Origin of the sequence: Pseudomonas sp. MAG002Y, assembly GCF_019400845.1 — a bacterium.
Taxonomy (GTDB): domain Bacteria; phylum Pseudomonadota; class Gammaproteobacteria; order Pseudomonadales; family Pseudomonadaceae; genus Chryseomonas; species Chryseomonas luteola.
Genome location: NZ_WOEJ01000007.1, coordinates 221,628 through 239,376, shown reverse-complemented (window position 1 = coordinate 239,376; position 17,749 = coordinate 221,628). Strand labels below are relative to the sequence as shown.

Here is a 17,749-nt window from a genome sequence, read left to right as displayed (position 1 = left end):
ATGCCGAAGTATGCGCTGAAAACCTTATCGGTCGCGGTGCTGTGCGCGCTCAGCGGAATGACCTATGCCAATCTGCCTGATACGGCGATTGCAAATCAGGGTATAGACGTTTTGCTACAGCAAGCCAGCTTTTGGCAGAGCCGCAACCGGCCGGACATGGCTCGTCAGGCGCTCGACCGTGCTTTACAGGTTGATCCGGCATCCGAGAAGGTCCTGTACCGCCAGGCTCAGCTTGCCCTGGGTACTGACAGGGCGGCCTACGAAGGCTGGTTGCAGAAACTCAAACAACTGCACCCGGACAGCGCCCGCATCGAGACCCTGCAAAACCAGGCGCAGGCCAAGACGATTGATCGCAGCGAGTTGCCGCAAATACGTCAGCTGGCAAGCCAAGGTAAAGCTGACGAGGCTGCCCTGCGCTACAGAACGCTCTTCAACGGCAATCCTCCGCCAGATGACTTGGCGCTTGAGTACTACCAGACGCTTGCAGGCACAAAAAACGGTTGGGTGCAGGGGCGCGAGGGGTTGGAGCAGCAGGTTCGCCGCAATCCAGCCGACCTCAAGGCGCGTCTGGCGCTTGCCGAGGCGCTGACCTACCGGGACGAGACGCGGCGGGAGGGAATCCATCAGCTGGCCGAACTGTCAGGCTCGGTGCCTGAGGCGCGGCAATCCTGGCGACAGGCGCTGCTGTGGTTGGGTGCGGAATCTTCCGATCAGGCGCTGTATGAGCGCTACGCCCAGGTCAATCCGAATGATGCCGAGGTCGTTCAGCACTTCAGGACGGTGGTCAACGCTCAGGCCGAGCGCGCCCAGGGGCAGGCAAGGGCAGCAGCCTTCAAGGATTTGAACGCAGGTCGGCTCGATGTGGCTGCCCGTAAATTCCAGCAGGCGCTTCAGGAAGATCCACAGGATGCCGAGGCCTGGGGCGGCCTGGGGATCATCCAATTGCGCGCCCAGGATTACGAAGCGGCCAAGCGCAGCCTTGAGCGGGCCAGCCAGCTTGATCCGACGCAACGTGCTCGTTGGGCGGAGGCCATAGGTAATGCCGATTTTTACGGCCGACTCACCGCCGTGCGCGCTTTACGTGACCGGGGCCGCCTGATGGAGGCCGAGCAGCAGGCACGGGTTCTGGCGCAGGCCACAGGTGAGCAGGGGCGCTCGGGCAAGCTGCTTTATGGCGACATTCTGCTGCGTAATAGCAAGGCAGCCGAGGCGGAAGCCGTTTATAAACCTCTATTGAGCGCGCGCCCGGATGATACTGCCGCAGGGTTGGGGCTGTACAACAGCTATCTCATGCAACAACGCAGTGCCGAGGCGTTGGCGTTGCTCAAGGCGCACCCTGCCGTGGCCAAACAGGCAGCAGGCAGCCTTGAGCAGGTAGAAGCGCAGGCCTTGAGCGAGCGTGCCCGCAAGGCATCCGTGGCCGGTAATAATGAACAGGCGCTGAAACTCTATGCGCAGGCCCTAGCCATTGCGCCAAACAGTCCCTGGATCCGCCTGGCCTATGCACGGCTGGTGCACGGTTCCGACCCGGTGCAGGCCCAGGCGCTTATGGAGCCGGATACGCGCCGCAACGATCCGGAGGCCTTGCACGCCGCCGCAGTATTCGCCATTGAGCAGGCGCGCTGGGAGGATGCCCAGCGGTATATCGAGCGTGTTCCTTTGCCGGCTCGTACCCCGGACATGCTTCAGTTGATCGCGCGCACCGAAATAAACAGCCGTATCGCCCGCGTACGCAGGATCGTTGCCGGTGGTAATCCGATCCAGGCGCGCCAGGCCCTGCGCGAACTCTACGATAATGCGCCTTCGGACCTTGGTGGACGCGGCGCTGTGGCCCAGGCGCTGGTCGATATGGGGCAAACGGCCTGGGCATTGTCGCTGGTCAGAGCGTTCGAGCGTGACGATGGCCAGCAGCCAGTCACCCATTATGTGCCTGTCGTCTCGGTGCTGAGCCAGGCCGGTCAAACGACTGAAGCCGATCTGCTGCTGCACCAGCTGGAGCGGCGCGGGCGATTGTCGGCAGTGGATGAGGCCAGCCTGATCGGCTTGCGCCGGGGGATTGCTGTCAATCAGGCAGACTGGATGCGTAAGCGCGGCGACAACGCCGGAGCGTATGACCTGCTGATGGCTGCACTGGCACAGTCGCCGCGGGACCCGGACCTGCTGTTGGCGATGGGACGGCTCTATGATGGCGGACACATGCCCAGAGAGGCGCTGGGGGTGTACGAGTATGTACTGGCGCAGACCCCTGCCAACGAGGATGCCGTAAAGGGTAGTGTGAATGCCGCTCTGGCATTGAACGATCCGGCACGCGCATCGGCCATTCTCAAGAAAGCCGGGCATACAGACAATGCCACCTCGCTTTATCTTTCAGCCCGGATCGCTCAGGCCCAGGGTAAGACAGACACCGCCATCGAGCTTCTGAAAGCGGCTCAGCGCAAGCAACACGGCGTGGTGCCTCAGGCGTCTGGTTCGTCTGCCGAGTTGGCCGCCTTGGGGCAAGGCAATCCATTCCGCAAGGAGTATGCGGTGGCTGGCTCGCCTTTGATACTGGCCGATGCAGGCGCTGATTCTGCTGTTCCAGGCTATCTGCACACGCAGCGAGCCTCTTCAGGTCTGCCAGCCGATCCATTGATGACCGATATTCAGCGAACCCTGGCGGATCTTCAACAGGCGCGGATGCCCTTCATCCAAGGGGGCATGAACATTCGTGCACGGGATGGCGATACCGGCCTGAGCAGGCTGACTGAGGTCAATGCGCCGTTGACGGTCTCACTGGTGCCGTTCGGTAATACCCGGCTGGAGCTTGCCGCCACGCCTGTTTCCATCAGCGCAGGGTCGGTGGAGGGCGACAGCGCCAACCGGTTTGGCTCCGGTAGTCTCTATCGGCAGATGGCGTTCAACTTCGAGCAGAAGGTTACGACGCATTTTCTGGAAAGCGTCAATTACAGCCGAACCAACATGACGGCGGCTGATCGACAGGCCGCTGCGCAAAGTGTGCGTAACGAACTGTTGAGTGCGGACACCGGCAATGCTTTGGGTGGAAAAGGCCGCGCCCTGCTCGAAAGTCTTGTCAATAACCGCGCCAGCGCCGTGATGGTACCTTACGAGCCGGGTTCGCAGTCCGACTCCGGGGTAGCGCTTAGCGCCGCAATCAGGCATGAACAATTCCAGGCAGATGTCGGCACGACCCCGCTCGGGTTTGAGAAGCAAAACCTGGTGGGAGGGTTTAAATGGACGCCCAAGATCGGTGATAACGGCAAGTTGTCCCTGGCTGTCGAACGGCGCGCAGTAACAGACAGTGTCTTGTCCTATGCAGGTGCCAAGGACCCGCTGACGGGTAAGCGCTGGGGTGGCGTCACCAAGACCGGTATAGCGGCTGAGTACAGTTACGACGATGGCGATGTGGGGGCTTACTATGGTGGCGACTACTTTATCTATCGTGGAGAAGGCGTTGCCGATAACCAGGCCCTGGGAGTCCATGCCGGTGCCTACGTTCGCCCCATCCATGAGACTGACCGTGAGCTCAAGACAGGGATTCACCTCGGCTGGAACAGCTTTGACAAGAATCTGAGCGGCTATACCGTCGGGCATGGCGGGTATTTCAGCCCACAAAATTACGTAGGCGTCTCGTTCCCGATCGAATACACCGCCAAGTACAACAACAAATGGGACACGAAATTCAACGTGGCGCCCGGCTTTCAGGCGTTCAATCAGAAGAGTGAAGACTACTTCCCGACCGACAAGGCCTTACAATCGAGCATGGAGTTCCTTGCAGGGCAGGGCTATGTCAGCAGCGCCCGATACAAGGGCAGCAGTGACAGTGGGCTTGCGCTCAATGCGGGCGCTAAACTCGAATATAGCCTGGGCAAGCAGACCAAGGTAGGCGGCGCGCTGAGTTACGATACCTTTGGTGATTACTCCGAAACCACAGGACAACTCTACTTGAAACACAACCTGGAGAACCTGCCGTAATGCAGTCCAAGGATATTGAACAGGCGACGCTTGCCTATTTGTCCACGCGAGAAGAGCGGGGGCGGTGGGGCAGCCTTATTCTGACGCTGATCAACCAGATGTATGAGTCGGCTGGCAGTACTGATGCGCTGGGTTTTCTGCGACTGGTAGGGACTCGCCTGGGCGAATCCATGGTGTTAAGCGAGCAGCCTACACTTGAGGCATTGGAGAGGGTTGTCAACGAGCGCTGGAAGGCCATGGATTGGGGCTGGGTACGCTTTGGCGTGCAGGGCAAGGCCATCGAGATCGTGCACGGTGGCTATCCAATACTTGAGTCTTCCGAGCGCTGGACCCGGAGCCTGGCTGCCGTATTGGAGGGTCTATATGAGTACATATTCCAGGCGCAGGGAGAGGAGCGTCGGCTGCAGGTTCGTCTGCTGGAGTCGCCCGAAGGCGCGCTGGTGTTTCGCTGTGCAGGTTAGAACATGGCGATGTGTCCTCCTGGCTGTGCTTTGTCTGGCCTCGGCCCTTGTATCAGGAGAGCCCTTGAGCTGCCAGCAGGGTTGGGACATCTATCAGCAGCGGTTCGTGACAGCGCAAGGACGTGTTACCGATACGGGTAACCAGGGCATCAGCCATTCCGAGGGCCAGGGCTACGCGATGCTGATTGCGGAGGCCAATGGTGATCGCAGGGCGTTTGACCGTCTTTGGAGCTGGACGAAGCAGACCCTGCAGCGTGAGGACCGATTGTTCTCGTGGAGGTACGACCCAAAGGCAAATCCTGCCGTCACCGATCGTAATAATGCATCCGATGGGGACCTGCTTATTGCCTGGGCCTTGCAGCAAGCAGGTGAGCGTTGGCAGAACCCTGCCTATGCAAAGGCTTCGAAACAGATTCGTGACGCCATTGCAGCGCATCTGATCCAGCGCGAGCAGGGCTATACGCTGCTGCTGCCAGGTCTGGAAGGGTTCAAGCGTCCAGACGGAACCGTTATCAACCTGTCGTACTGGATCTTTCCTGCCTTGCAAGCCTTTGCGCGGATCGAACCGGAAGGCCCCTGGACGGCGCTTTTCCAGAGTGGCACGCAATTACTTCAAGCCGCGCAGTTTGGTGAGGCCAAATTACCATCTGACTGGATCGCCCTGGGAGCTGACGGCACCCTGAAGCCTGCCGAAGGCTGGCCGTCACGCTTTGGATTCGATGCCGTCCGCGTGCCGCTGTATGGCGCCTGGGCAGAACTTGGCAAGCGCGGTGAGTGGCGCGCAGTCAGTACGTTCTGGCACAGCAAGGATCCGGCTTCGCCCCCTGCCTGGATCGATCTGGCTTCTGGTGAGGTTGCACCCTATGCGGCCTCCTGGGGAGTGCTGGGTATTCGCGCGCTGCTCGACGGTCAGCCGCAATCCCTGCAGGCGGAAGTGTTGAAGCAGGAGGATTATTATTCCTCGTCCCTGCTGATGCTGAGTCAGATAGCGCAGGGTAACTGCGGCAAGGCTCGCTGAACTCTTCAGCCGCTCATGAAAACGAGCGGCTGAAGAGCATGGTCAAACAGGGCTTGAGCGTCCTGTCATCTCGCGGGCCATTTCGGTGGCGTAGCTGTCCGTCATGCCGGCGATAAAGTCGATTACCCGCATGAACGAGCGGTGCAGCGGCCAGTTCGGGTCCGGCGCGCTGTTGCCTAACAGGTCCAGAATGCGCCGGTGCTTGAAGGACGGCTCACGGCCGCGATGCTGTTCAAGCGCTGCGCCACAAAACGCATTGAGCAGAATTTCAAGCGTGGTATAGGCACCGATTTCATGCAGTGTCTTGCGCTTGTCCTGGAAGATTTTTTCCCGGGCCATGGCTTTGGCGCGCTGCACGCACAGCTTGGCGGGACCATCCATGTGCTCAACCAGATCGTCCTTCAGGGTGCCGGCCAGCAAGGCGTCCTGTTGTTCGACAAAGGCGCGTGCCGTGGCATTGGTCAGGTGTTCGATGGCCTTGCCACGCAAGATGGCCAGCTTGCGCCGACGCGAGTCCTGTGGGCCGAGCTGGCGATAGGTTTCGGGCAGATCATCGCCTACGAGGCCCAGCAGCAGGGCTTCCACTTCGGCATAGGTAAGCAGATCCATTTCCAACCCATCTTCCAGGTCGATCAGCGCATAGCAAATGTCATCGGCCGCTTCCATCAGATAGACCAGCGGATGCCGCGCCCAACGCTCCTCGCCAAGCAGAGGAATACCCAATTTGCCGGCAATCTGTTCAAGCAGCGGCAGCTCGCTCTGGTAGCAGCCAAACTTGTGTTTCTTGTAGCCGGGTGCCTCGGCATAGCGGGACGTCCAGGGGTACTTCAAGTAAGTCCCCAATGTGGCATACGTGAGACGTGTACCTCCATCGAACTGGTGGTACTCCAGCTGTGTCAGGACACGAAAGCCTTGGGCATTGCCTTCGAAGTGCAGGAAATCGTCGCGCTCGATGTCGCTCATGTCATCCAGCCAGCCACGGCCGGCCGCTTGGGCGAACCAGTGGCGAATCGCATCTTCCCCCGAGTGTCCGAAGGGAGGATTGCCGATGTCGTGCGCCAGGCACGCTGACTGCACGATTACCCCCAGATCGCTGGGTTCGCACCAGTCCGGCAGCTGATGACGCAGGCTTTCGCCTACGCGCATACCGAGCGAGCGGCCTACACAGGCGACTTCAAGACTGTGGGTCAGTCGGGTATGGATATGGTCGTTGCTGCTGACCGGATGCACCTGCGTCTTACGTCCCAGGCGGCGAAAGGCGCCTGAGAAAATGATACGGTCGTGATCTTTGTGAAACGGGCTGCGGCCCAGTTCGGCGGTGCTGTGCACAGCCTTGCCGAGGCGCTCGCGGGTTAGAAGTGTTTGCCAGTCCAAGGCCTACCTCGCAACAACGGTTTTCGTGTGGCGTACCCTAGCAGGCTTGTGCCTGTAGGCGATACTGGGGCATTGCTTACACGATAGACCGTTCTCGATCAGGCAGGTTTTCAGATCTGGGGCTCCGTCAAAAGCGAGGCGTCAATGTCGATCAGCAGGAGCCGCTGCCCCTGGGCAATGAACTGGCCTGCCGTCATGCAGTACTGGTTGGTAGTGGCGTCCCGGTAGGTAGTGGAGAGATTCAGGCGGCGCTCATCCACGCCCTCGGCAAGGAGGCTGTAAAAGTATGGGCGCCATGACCAGTTGTGGTTCAGGTAGCGACGATTTTCCTGCCAGAACATGCCGTTCCATTCCAGATTCGGGCTTATCTGGGTGCCATGTCGATCGCACTGATACAGGCGCAGCAGCCAGGGCAGGTCATGGGGAAGGGGAAGTGCGCTGATCATTGACCTGCTTTCTGCCCAGGGACGCACCTCCTGGATAAAACGGGCCAGTTGCTGGCGCAATATCATGAGCCTTGTACGCTCTCGTAGCTTGCGCTGCACATAACGTGTTCGCAGGGCCGCAAAGCGCTCGACATGGGCCCCGGTTGGTTGAAACTGATCAGCCGCTTGCGCAAAAAGAAAGCCTTGTATGTAGCGAGCGCCACATTCCAGTGCGAAATCAAGCTCCTCTTCCGTCTCAACCCCTTCGGCAATGATCCAGCAGCCAATCTTCTCAGCCATCAGGGCCATGGCTCTGACGACTTCACCACTGGGTCCACCCCTGGCCGCGGCTTGGAACAGACGCATGTCGAGCTTGAGGATATCCGGTGCCAGGTCCATGACGCGATCCAGCTGTGAATAGCCTGCACCAAAGTCATCAATAGCGATTCTGGCACCGGCGGTACGGTAGCGATGAACCACGTCCAGTAAGCGTTGTTGATTACCTGCCAACTCGGTGATTTCAAACACGATACGCCGAGGGTCAATCCCCTGGCGTTCGACCTGCTTCAGGCTCGGCAATGGGTGATCCGCACGGGCGTGGCTGATCCAGCAGGGGGAAATATTCAAGCTCAGAAACCAGTCTGGTGGCGCGTCGCGGAAGCGGCTCAGGGCATTATCACGGATGTCTCGATCCAGCTGGCGCAGGTCTATGGGTGAAACCGTACGGGACGCGAACAGTGGGCCTACCGACTGACAGCTACCGTCTGCCTGACGCAGGCGGCCCAAGGCTTCTACGCCGGCGATCTGTCCGGTTGCGGTATCGATGAAGGGTTGGAAAAAGGCGAGAGGGTATCCTGTGAGCACGGGGTCCTTCCTGCGGATTAGGTCTGCCGTGAGCTGACCTGAGGTTGAAAAGAGGGTCTCTTTTCTCTCGCAAGAATGCGGCCAATATTCGCTAGGATAGAGCAGGCATATGGCGCATCCGTGCGCCAGTATTCCTAAGGGTAAGGGTGATGAGTACCCTGTTGCGCCGCGTGCTGCGCGTGCTGATTATGACGCACGGTCTGGTAACGCTTGACGAAGGGATACACGGCAAGACCTATTCGCGCCAGGCGTCCAATGGGTCCCAGGCGCTTACCAAACAACGATAGAAGCAGCGTCGCACCAATCACCAACGGCCCCTTGGACTGAGTGACCACGTCCTTGGGACGAACCATCTCCTTCAAGGTCCCGAGCGGATTGTGCAAGGGCTCGGCGTTGTAAACGATCTGCTGACGGTACAGCTCCATGCGCAGTCGTACCATTTCCTTACGCTTCTGACGGCCAACAGCCGCCGTTAGAGGTTGGTTCATGGCAGTAGGCGCTCCCGATTACGGGCCAGCTCTTCAAGCGTGGCATGGAACGGAGGATTTCCCTTTATCAAGCTCATGGCCTTCCAGACACACAGCGCCATCGCGACGGCGTAAGCGGCGGAAAGCAGAAGGGTTGCCAGCAAACGGTGAGTATCCCAGAACGCAATGATGACGGCCGCCGATAGCCCCACCAGGACTAGCAAACCGAAAATCAGGCTCAGGCCGGTCAGCAGGAACAGCTTGAAGGTGCGAACCTTCTCTTCCTGAACCTCGATACCCAGCAGCTCGAGGTGACTCTGGACCAGACCGACTGCCGCACCTGCCATCCGCTTCAGGGACGGCTTGGGTACTTCGTCTGGTATTTCATGGGGATTCGGCGGTGTCATGTCCATTCATCCCACTCCTTTATCAGCGACGGGTGAATAACAGGCCTACTACAAAGCCGATACCGGCTGCGATGCCTACGGACTTCAGCGGGTGCTCGATAACGTATTCTTCAGTGGTCTGAACGGCCGCACGGCTTTGATCGTACACGGAAGCCTGCTGGGCTTTCAGGGTTTCGCGGGCGCGGGCCAGGGTATCAGTCAGGCGGCTGCGGGCTTCATCCATCTGCTCGCCCGAAGACGATGTCGAACCTTTGAGCAGGCGCTCGGCATCTGCAATCAGTGCAGAAAACTCGGCAGTAATCGCATTCTGAACATTACGCAGGTTTTCACGGTGAGTCTGCTTTTGAGTGCTGGAATCGGTCTGGTCTTCCTGCGAGGGTGGAAGAACGCTTTCCATCGTCATATCGATACTCCTTGCAAAGATCGTGAAAGATTGAATTTCATTTGCTTCAGCGGGTTCGAACCTGTCTGGGTCGCAAAGGTTCCGTTTGTCGCTCTTTCATGACATACCGGCCAACAAGCGGGCCTCGGCCTGCTCCAAAGCCGCGACCGGCCCTTTGAGCAGCACGGTGTCATGGGCTTTAAGAAGTAGCTCCGGCGTGATGATCAGCTCCGCGCCATTACGGCGGATGGTTTCCAGACTAAGTCCCAGCGACTCCAGCTCCAGAGAGTCCAGGGACCGCCCGACCGCATGGGCATTATCGGGAAGATAGATGGCATGCAGCATGATGCGGCTGTTGCGGTGAGCATCCAGCACATCGGCTTGTGCGCCTTGGTAATAACCTTGCAGCAGGCTGTAGCGCTCCCGGCGGATAGTGTCGATACGCTCCTGGACGTGGCGCTCCGATAACCCCAGGAGAAGTAGCGCCTGAGATCCCAGCATCAGGCTTGACTCAAGCAGTTCGGGAACAACGGCACTGGCACCTGCAGCGCGCAGGTCGGCGTTGAGGCTGCTGTCTCGTGTGCGCACCAGGATAGGTAGATCCGCCCGTTGCTGACGTGCCAGGCGAACAATGGCCAGCGCCCGGGACGGGTCGTCTACCGCAACAACCAATAGGCGGGCATGGGCAATGCCTACGGCCTCCAGGAGCTCGGTACGACTGGAGTCTCCATAATGAACGCTTGCCTCGATAGCTACGGCTTCCTGGACCCGAACAGGATCGTTATCCAGCGCTGTGAACGGTATTTTCTCCAGGCTCAGCAGGCGGGCGATCGACTGCCCGACCCGGCCGAAGCCGCAGATGATGACATGCCCGGCGAGACCCTCGCTGGCACTGGCTATGTCCGAGACGGGTGTCGGGCTGACCAGCCCCAATGATCGGGCCAGCCGCGAAGCATTGCGCAGCAGCACAGGCGCAATGGCCATGGAAATGAAAACAGCCGTCAACAGCGCACCGGAGAACATTTCTTCCACCAGTCCTTCCTGCCTGGCCTGCGCCACCAGTGCAAAGCAGAACTCGCTGCCCTGGGCCAGCGCCACGCCCGTGCGCCAGCCGGTGGCGTTATCGCCAAAGCGGTTTCGAACGACCAGCGCCACGATGAGTGCCTTCAGGACGACCAGTGCCAGGACCAGGAGCAGTACGAAACCAGGTTGGCGTATGACGACCTGTATATCGATCAGCATGCCGACACTGATAAAGAACAGGCCTAGAAGCACATCTCGGAAAGGACGCAAATCCGCTTCGACCTGATGCCGATAATGGCTCTCGCCCAGCAGCATCCCCGCCAGAAATGCGCCAAAGCCCATGGAAAGGCCCATCAGGTGCGTGAGCCAGGCGGTGAGCAGGACGATCAGCAATGCCAGCAGCAGAAACAGCTCGGCGGAGCGGGAGCTGCCGATTTCACGAAACAGAGGAGGCAAGAGCCAGCGGCTGGCCGCCAATAGGGTGATGAACAGGACGGCCGTCTTGCCCAAAGTAAGGGGAAGGGCCCAATACCACACGGTATCGGCATGCCCGCTGAATACCGGAATCAGGGTCAAAAGCAGTACCGCGATCACATCCTGAAAAAGCAGGACGCCTATGGTGTTCTGACCATGGGGCGTCAGCACTTCGCCCAAGGTGGAAAGCTCTCGCGTCACGATGGCGGTTGAGGACAGTGACAGTCCAACCCCTAACAACGCGGCAGTTCCGGGCGAGGCGCCCAGCAGATTCAGAAGCAGTGCCAGCGGAATGCTGCATAGCAGAACTTGGAAACTGCCCAACCCGAAGACAACCCGACGCAACGCCAGCATGCGAGGCAGGGAAAATTCCAGGCCTAGCATGAAAAGCAAAAACACGACGCCCATCTCGGCAATCAGGGGAAGAGACTGATCCGGCTGAACCCAGCCCAAGGCATTGGGGCCCAGGGCCAGACCTACGAACAGATAGCCCAGCAAGGGCGGCAGTCCGACTCGGCGTATTAGCGAGATGACCACCAGGGACGCCGCCAACAGCAAGAGAAGATCAATGAACACGTAGGCCTCACAGTCCGGTTACATCACTAAGTCGACCACGCAATGAAGGGTTATCTCCCCCTCGAATACGCCAAGCCTCCGTGGTAATGAGCGAAAGTCTAAACGAGCCAGCGTAAACGCCATTGAGGTATATCAATGCCTGGCTTGCTCAATCCGTACCATACTGAAAGATGTTGCACGTTTGGGAGGTGGCCATGAGCCCGCATTGTCAGTTGTTGGTTACCACAGCCTGCCACCTCTGTCATGACGCTGAAAGGGTACTGATGCCCTTCGTCGAGCATGGTCTGCTGGTCGAAGCCGTTGATATTGTGGAATTGGACGGAGGCGTGGAGCGGTACGGCATGCGAATTCCGGTACTGCGTCACCTGGAAAGTGGACGAGAGCTGGATTGGCCGTTCAATTGCGAACAGATCGCTACCTTTTTAATGCAGGATTAGGTCAGTGTTATCACTGCTGATAGAGATAGGAAGGGGGTTATATGGCTCTGCTTCGTCTTTAAACCGCCCATTTTGCCAGTAGATGGCGCATTGATAGCAGCAGGATCGCGACTTCTATTGCATTTTTTCGTGAATTTCAAGTTTTTGTTGTGAACTCTGGCTTCCAAGTCACTGTCTTTCTCATCGCATTCATAAAACGTAAAACTATTTAATGAATGGGGGAATGATGAATAGCGCAACTGAAAAACTGATGACTGCCTTTCCAACTTACGAATGCTCGGTAACTGAGCCTCGTCCTGACGGAAGCGTTGTGTTCTGCGTACAGGATTTGGGCAGCGATGCGCGAGTCACACGTGTGATTTCCGCTCGCCAGCTAAGCGATGACCGCGCGCTGCAAATCGTGATTGACGATATGCGTAAAGACGTCTCGCTTCGTGCGGGGGCGTTGGCACCGCAATCGTTGGCTACCTTGCGAGCCACGGGCGCTACCGTAATGCGTTACGCTGATTGAGGCATAGGCGTCTGTCTATGACAGCGTGTTTTTGCGCTTGCTCAATCGACATCCAGCAGGCTTTGCCTGTTGGATGTCATGCGTGTTGATTTAGAACAAAAAACCCGCCATTGGCGGGTGTTGCTGTTGCGCTAAAAAGTAGGGCTGGCCATCGACGCTAGTACTTACACCCCATCAAACGACAGCCCTTGCAAGGCAGATCTGCAGGGGCTGTCGTTTCCTCCGGACAGGTGTCCGGTTTTTCAAGACCTGTATCCCAGACTGGAAAACCCAGGCCCTGCGCAGTCAACGCGCGTCGGGCTGCCGAGACAGTACCTTTCAGCGAACCGGGTTCGCTGTATTGCACCTGACGAATGCGTGTTGAGCGGTAGGCAACGCGTCCGTACAGATCAAGCACGCTAAAGGAAAATGTTCCCTGCAGGTCAGTCAGTGTTGGCCACACCTTGAGCGGGGCCAACGCGTCTGCCAGCTCATCGCATGCCAACGCATAGCGTGTCGCCATGATCGCGTCGGTAACGACCGTATTTTCTTTGGACGACAGGTTCGCCGCGTCAGCTAGCGGAATTACCGTATTAAAAGAGGAGGGCGCGCCGATCGACTCAGCATGATCATAAGTCATCGAGACGCCACCAAGGCCGTTGGGTGAAGACATGCAGCTACTACTTGCTCAGCGGGAGATCGAATACGTCTTGTAAGGCGACAGGGAGGCCAACAGCTCCGGTACACCACAGCCACTGTCTATCGCCATGCCCAGGCGAATGCCATCGATGACGCGGTCCAGCTTTTTCGGCGTGTGCAGTTGCTCTTTGGTAATCAGACGACGAGCCTTGGTGCCGGTATCGTCCGAAAGGGTCAGCGTGACGCTTCCATCCATGCGCTCAATACGGAAATTGACGCGGTAATCAGCTTCGAAAGCCGCAGCGATAACTTGAAAAGGATTATCCATATGCCTCACCTGATAGCCACACCAACGTTACGGTTTCATTGACATAGGTCAGGTCCGCAAAGTTCTACGTTTTTTTTCTGTCTGCGACAGATGCGCATGGGTATACAGTTTGGCTGTGATCTCTGCCTGCCGTGGAGGCCGCGGCATTAGTCACTGATGGGCTCAGGAATCAGTAACATACAGAAACATCTATTCAGGCTGACTCTAGGGTCAGTATCTGTTCGACGACTGCCGTCAGGTCAGAACCCTGAACTGTAGGTGGCGCCAATGGGCTGGGTACCTGTTGAGCAGTGCGTGAAACCAGTGCGGTCTTGAAGCCTGCACGTTGGGCGCCGGCGATGTCCCAGGCATGCACGGCAATCAGCCACAGCTGTTTCGGGTCTGTATTCAGGGTTTTGGCAGCCTGGAGATACGCAGGCGCATCCGGCTTTAGAGTCTGAGCATCTTCTGCCGAAAGCACTTCATCAAAATAGCCACGCAATCCAGCGGCGGATAATTGGGCATCAACCAGCTCGCGTGCATTATTGGACAGGGCGACTATTAGAGCCCCTGACTTGCGCAACTGCTCAAGCGCTGGCTCGACATCGGGGTGCGCTGGCAGCATACGCATGGCGGTTTTAACGTGGTGGCGATCGGCTTCTGACAGCTGAACCTGTTCACGCTGCGCCAGCATGGTCAGCGCAGCCTGCCCAGCTTCCTCGAATGAAATGCTAGGGCCAGTAATCGTAGCGGTCATGGCGTTCTGCAGCGTCTGGGCAAACCAGGCACTACGCGCTGTGGATGAACCAAAGGTCTGGAAAAAGACCGAATCCAACCCTGCCAGATCCAGCAGTGTTTCATTGATATCGAACAGGCAACAGGTCATGGGCGTTCCTTACGTATGAGTCTAAGGTGGACAGCCTGTTGTTACACCTGGTTGCGCAATCGATCGGTAAAAACGAGCTTTCAGCGAACCTGAACAATCGGGGCGAGTCCTCCTTAGAGCTCTTATTCTCATGGGAGAAACGCCTTGACCCGCTCTACATTGCTATCCCTGGGCAGCATCAATGCAGACTTTCAAATGCGGCTCGATGAGGAGCCAGGTAGTGCCGAAACCTTGCTCGCTCATGACCACGTGCGCCTTTCGGGAGGCAAAGCGGCCAACGTAGCCTACTTGGGTGCGGTATTCGGATGTACGTCTCGGCTGCTGGGCTGCGTGGGAGACGATGATCTGGCAAGACAAGCCCTGTCGCCTCTGCAGGCTGCAGGGGTCGATATAGGTTCGGTTTGCACGGCGCGCGGAGCGACTACCGGGGTTTCCATCATCATGGTCCCACCCAAAGGCAAGAAACAGATCGTTTTGGCAACCAACGCCAACGATCACTGGGATGAGACATCTGCCCAGGCCATGGTTGAGGCGATCAGGCAGACCGCTCCGCCGGCGTTGCTGACAGTGGACTATGAGATACCTGCCTGGGTAGTGCGTAAGGCTGTCGAGGCGGCAGACCAGCGTACCGTTCCTGTCGTAATGGACTTGTCCTTTCCCGACCGCGTTGAAAAGGCATTGCTGAGCAAGGTTCTGGCGGTATCGCCCAATGCCTCCGAAGCCGAGGGAGTCACCGGCATCACGATCGACTCTCCCGAATCGGCCTTGGAAGCGGCTCGAACGCTTCATGAGTGGGGCATCTCGATTGTGTGCATCAAGCTGAAGGATGGCGGTTGTGTGCTGGTAACCGAGGAGGACGCAGCGCTTATTCCGGCAGGAGAGGCTGATGTAGTCGACAGCACGGGGGCCGGTGATGCGTTCACAGGCGTTCTGTCGATTGCCCTGCTGGAAGGCCTCGCACCGCTGGAAGCCGCTTTGCGAGGCGTTGCTGCTGCCAACCTGGCAGTAAGAGGATACGGCTCGCAACCTGCCTATCCTTCGCGCGAGGAGGTGGAGCAGCAGGCGGACCGGCTGAGAGCAGGGGTACGCAATCTCCATGAATGATGCGTTCAACACAACTCGCACCGAGATCATATTCAATGAGTACAAGCCCTCGGACGAACGTCGCCGTGAAGCACTTCTGGCACTGGGCAATGGTGTGCTCAGTATGCGGGCCAGTGTACCGGAACTTAGCGCAAGCCGTCTGAGCCAGGGGGACGACCAGCACTACCCCGGTTTTTATCGTGCGGGTTGGTATGACGATGCGCCACGCAGTGTGAATGGGAAGCGCATCGCCATGTCGGCCTTGGTCAACCTGCCTGATCCGTTCGGACTCACGTTCGCGCTGGATGATGACCTGTGGTTCAACCTAGCCTCTGTCAAGCTTCAGCGTTATCGCCAGGTACTTTCACTGGACTGTGGCACGCTGCGGCGCGACATGACTTTCATGATGGGGCCGACGCGTGAAGTGCGGTTGAGCGAGACGCGTCTGGTCAGCATGGCCGACTCTGATCTGTGCGTACTGCGCTGGGAGGTGTACGTACCCGAGGGAGGCTGCATCCGGGTGCGCTCGACGCTCAACGCCGGGGTCAGAAATGCCGGGGTCAAACGTGATGCAGCCTATGAGGGGCGACGCCTGCAAACCATTGGATTCCATAGCGAAGCTGACGGTGGCGCCGCGGTGTTGGCATCCCTGCATGACCCGTCCCGCGAAGTAGCAGTTGCGGCACATACCCGGCTAAGTATGCCGGCTAGTCCCTGGCAACAGGCCGTGATGGGCGACTGCCTGTGCCTTGAGGCTACCTGTGATCTGTCTGAAGGCAGAACGCTGATCATCGAGAAATATGTAACGGTCAGGGTCGAGGGTGAAATCCCGCGTCATGAGGACAGTGGGGTAACGCTTTCGATTATGCTCGACCAACTCCGTCGGCGCTCCGATTTTGATAGCGTCCTGCAGCGGCACGCCGCCCATTGGCACAGGTTATGGGGCCGCATGGCCATGCAGATGACCGAGCATCATCTCGCCTTGCCCCTGCGCCTGCATCGTTTCCATGTGCTTCAGGCGCTTTCGCCCAACAGTCTTGGTCAGGACATGGGGTGGCCTGCCAGAGGTTGGCAGGAAGGATATTTTGGGCAGATCTTCTGGGATGAGATTTTTGCCATGCCCTTTCTAGCCACTCACTTTCCAGAGCTTGCTCATACGGTAGTGAACTACCGCTATGCCCGCCTCGACATGGCACGGGCGTTGGCGCGCAGGAGCGGGTATCGCGGAGCGATGTTCCCCTGGAGAAGCGGGCGAACCGGAGGGGAGGAAACCCCTCCTTATCAGTGTAATCCATTGTCCCATCACTGGGTGCCCGACCATACCTATCTGCAACGGCACGTAGGTTCAGCCATTGCCTATGATGTCTGGCAGCTGTATCTCGCCACAGGAGATCGCTCCCTGTTGAGCCACAACGGCGGCGAGCTGATTCTGGAAATTGCTCGCTTCTGGGCCAGCATGGTGCGTTTTGATCCAGAGCGGGGGCGCTATGTAATCGAAGGCGTTATTGGTCCCGACGAGTATCACAACGCGTATCCCAATACCGATGTGCCGGGGCTCGATAACAATTCCTATACCAATGTCATGGCGTCCTGGGTGTTGGCCCTGGCTCTGGAATTACTTGATCTACTACCTGACGAGGAAGCCGATGCACTTCAACAGCGGCTTGGTGTTACGCCACAGGAGCAAGTGGATTGGGATCGGATCAGCCGTACGCTGTATGTCCCTGTGCAGGGAGATGGCGTGATCAGCCAGTTTGAAGGCTTTGACCGGCTGGAGTCACCGCCCCCAAAATTTCGTCAAGATGGGCGGCCGCGCCTGGACTGGATGCTGGAGGCTCAAGGTGACAAGACCGATAATTATCAGCTGACCAAGCAAGCCGATGTGCTGATGCTACTTTACCTGTTTCCGCCCCGGGAACTGGAGCGGCTTTTTGCGCGCTTGGGCTATATCGAGCATTTGGCTGAGATTCGGCGAACGGCTGACTATTACCTGGCACGTATCACGCATGAGTCCAGTCTGTCGAAAGTGGTTTGTGCGGGTGCGTTGGCTCGTCTGGATGCGGAGCGCTCCTGGGACTACTTCAGGCAGAGCTTGCGTACCGACCTGGATGCACCTTCTGATAGCGGCATTCAGGAAGGGATTCATCTGGGCGCCATGGCCGGGTCGCTGGATGTCCTGCAGCGGCATTACCTGGGGATAGTGCCCAATGTGGCCTGTTTACAAGTGATGCCTGCGCCTCCTGCTGCGCTGGACAATGTTTCGTTGGATATCGAGTACAAAGGGGTGCGGCTGAGTGTCGCGTTGAAAGACCGGATATTGTCCTTATCTTCTGACCCTCGAAACAGCCACGACGCTTGTATCGAGTACTGGGACAACCGGTTCTCCCTGACACCCGGCCAAGTCATCCATTTGACATGCCGCTAGGTCAAGAATAAGTCGCTACGACTATCAAGAAGTAGTCTT

The 17,749-nt window shown here is 58.1% G+C and carries 16 protein-coding genes; 7 read left to right on the top strand and 9 right to left on the bottom strand.

What is annotated here, in order from left to right; all coding sequences use genetic code 11:
- From GM154_RS12605 to GM154_RS12595, 3 genes are read left to right on the top strand one after another with little or no spacing between them, the layout of a single operon-like run.
- On the top strand, positions 1-3,972 hold the full coding sequence (locus GM154_RS12605; RefSeq protein ID WP_219652429.1) for a cellulose biosynthesis protein BcsC: 3,972 nt from the start codon (positions 1-3) through the stop codon (positions 3,970-3,972).
- The gene (gene bcsD, locus GM154_RS12600) at positions 3,972-4,433 is read left to right on the top strand and encodes a cellulose biosynthesis protein BcsD (protein ID WP_219652428.1); all 462 of its coding nucleotides are present in this window, start codon (positions 3,972-3,974) and stop codon (positions 4,431-4,433) included. Before GM154_RS12605 ends, bcsD begins: the two co-directional genes overlap by 1 nt.
- Complete coding sequence (locus GM154_RS12595; RefSeq protein WP_219652427.1) at positions 4,423-5,451, top strand: glycosyl hydrolase family 8; 1,029 nt, start codon at positions 4,423-4,425, stop codon at positions 5,449-5,451. The genes bcsD and GM154_RS12595 overlap by 11 nt, the downstream gene beginning before the upstream one ends.
- 42 nt (positions 5,452-5,493) lie before the next feature.
- On the opposite strand, the gene GM154_RS12590 is transcribed toward GM154_RS12595, so the two are convergent.
- The 6 genes from GM154_RS12590 to GM154_RS12565 form a co-directional block, all read right to left on the bottom strand.
- Positions 5,494-6,825, bottom strand: coding sequence for a deoxyguanosinetriphosphate triphosphohydrolase (locus tag GM154_RS12590; protein ID WP_019365814.1), 1,332 nt, complete (start codon positions 6,823-6,825; stop codon positions 5,494-5,496).
- 110 nt (positions 6,826-6,935) lie between these two features.
- Positions 6,936-8,114, bottom strand: coding sequence for an EAL domain-containing protein (locus GM154_RS12585; protein WP_219652426.1), 1,179 nt, complete (start codon positions 8,112-8,114; stop codon positions 6,936-6,938).
- A gap of 134 nt (positions 8,115-8,248) precedes the next feature.
- A complete protein-coding gene (locus tag GM154_RS12580) occupies positions 8,249-8,602 on the bottom strand; it encodes a hypothetical protein (RefSeq protein ID WP_010795066.1) in 354 nt (117 codons plus the stop codon).
- Positions 8,599-8,994, bottom strand: a complete 396-nt coding sequence (locus GM154_RS12575; RefSeq protein WP_010795065.1) for a phage holin family protein — start codon at positions 8,992-8,994, stop codon at positions 8,599-8,601. Before GM154_RS12575 ends, GM154_RS12580 begins: the two co-directional genes overlap by 4 nt.
- Positions 8,995-9,010: 16 nt before the next feature.
- Positions 9,011-9,391: a YqjD family protein gene (locus GM154_RS12570; RefSeq protein WP_019365812.1), complete on the bottom strand. Its 381-nt coding sequence runs from the start codon at positions 9,389-9,391 to the stop codon at positions 9,011-9,013.
- 96 nt (positions 9,392-9,487) lie between these two features.
- A complete protein-coding gene (locus tag GM154_RS12565; protein ID WP_219652425.1) occupies positions 9,488-11,443 on the bottom strand; it encodes a monovalent cation:proton antiporter family protein in 1,956 nt (651 codons plus the stop codon).
- 194 nt (positions 11,444-11,637) lie between these two features.
- Here GM154_RS12565 and GM154_RS12560 point away from each other — a divergent pair, with 194 nt between their 5' ends.
- On the top strand, positions 11,638-11,880 hold the full coding sequence (locus tag GM154_RS12560; RefSeq protein WP_219652424.1) for a glutaredoxin family protein: 243 nt from the start codon (positions 11,638-11,640) through the stop codon (positions 11,878-11,880).
- Positions 11,881-12,106: 226 nt separating this feature from the next.
- The gene (locus tag GM154_RS12555) at positions 12,107-12,391 is read left to right on the top strand and encodes a DUF3509 domain-containing protein (protein ID WP_010795061.1); all 285 of its coding nucleotides are present in this window, start codon (positions 12,107-12,109) and stop codon (positions 12,389-12,391) included.
- Between the two features lie 157 nt (positions 12,392-12,548).
- On the opposite strand, the gene GM154_RS12550 is transcribed toward GM154_RS12555, so the two are convergent.
- The 3 genes from GM154_RS12550 to GM154_RS12540 form a co-directional block, all read right to left on the bottom strand.
- Entirely contained in the window at positions 12,549-13,043 is a 495-nt protein-coding gene (locus GM154_RS12550) for a hypothetical protein (RefSeq protein WP_219652423.1), read from the bottom strand.
- 15 nt (positions 13,044-13,058) lie between these two features.
- Positions 13,059-13,337 (bottom strand): DUF3509 domain-containing protein, encoded by a 279-nt coding sequence (locus tag GM154_RS12545; protein ID WP_010795059.1) that lies wholly within the window; start codon positions 13,335-13,337, stop codon positions 13,059-13,061.
- A gap of 193 nt (positions 13,338-13,530) precedes the next feature.
- Positions 13,531-14,202 (bottom strand): haloacid dehalogenase type II, encoded by a 672-nt coding sequence (locus GM154_RS12540; protein ID WP_219652422.1) that lies wholly within the window; start codon positions 14,200-14,202, stop codon positions 13,531-13,533.
- Positions 14,203-14,346: 144 nt separating this feature from the next.
- On the opposite strand from GM154_RS12540, the gene GM154_RS12535 reads away from it, so the two are divergent.
- Complete coding sequence (locus GM154_RS12535) at positions 14,347-15,306, top strand: PfkB family carbohydrate kinase (protein WP_219652421.1); 960 nt, start codon at positions 14,347-14,349, stop codon at positions 15,304-15,306.
- Positions 15,299-17,710 carry a glycoside hydrolase family 65 protein gene (locus tag GM154_RS12530; protein WP_219652420.1) on the top strand — a complete coding sequence of 804 codons (2,412 nt, stop codon included), beginning with the start codon at positions 15,299-15,301 and terminating at the stop codon, positions 17,708-17,710. The genes GM154_RS12535 and GM154_RS12530 overlap by 8 nt, the downstream gene beginning before the upstream one ends.
- Positions 17,711-17,749: the final 39 nt, after the last annotated feature.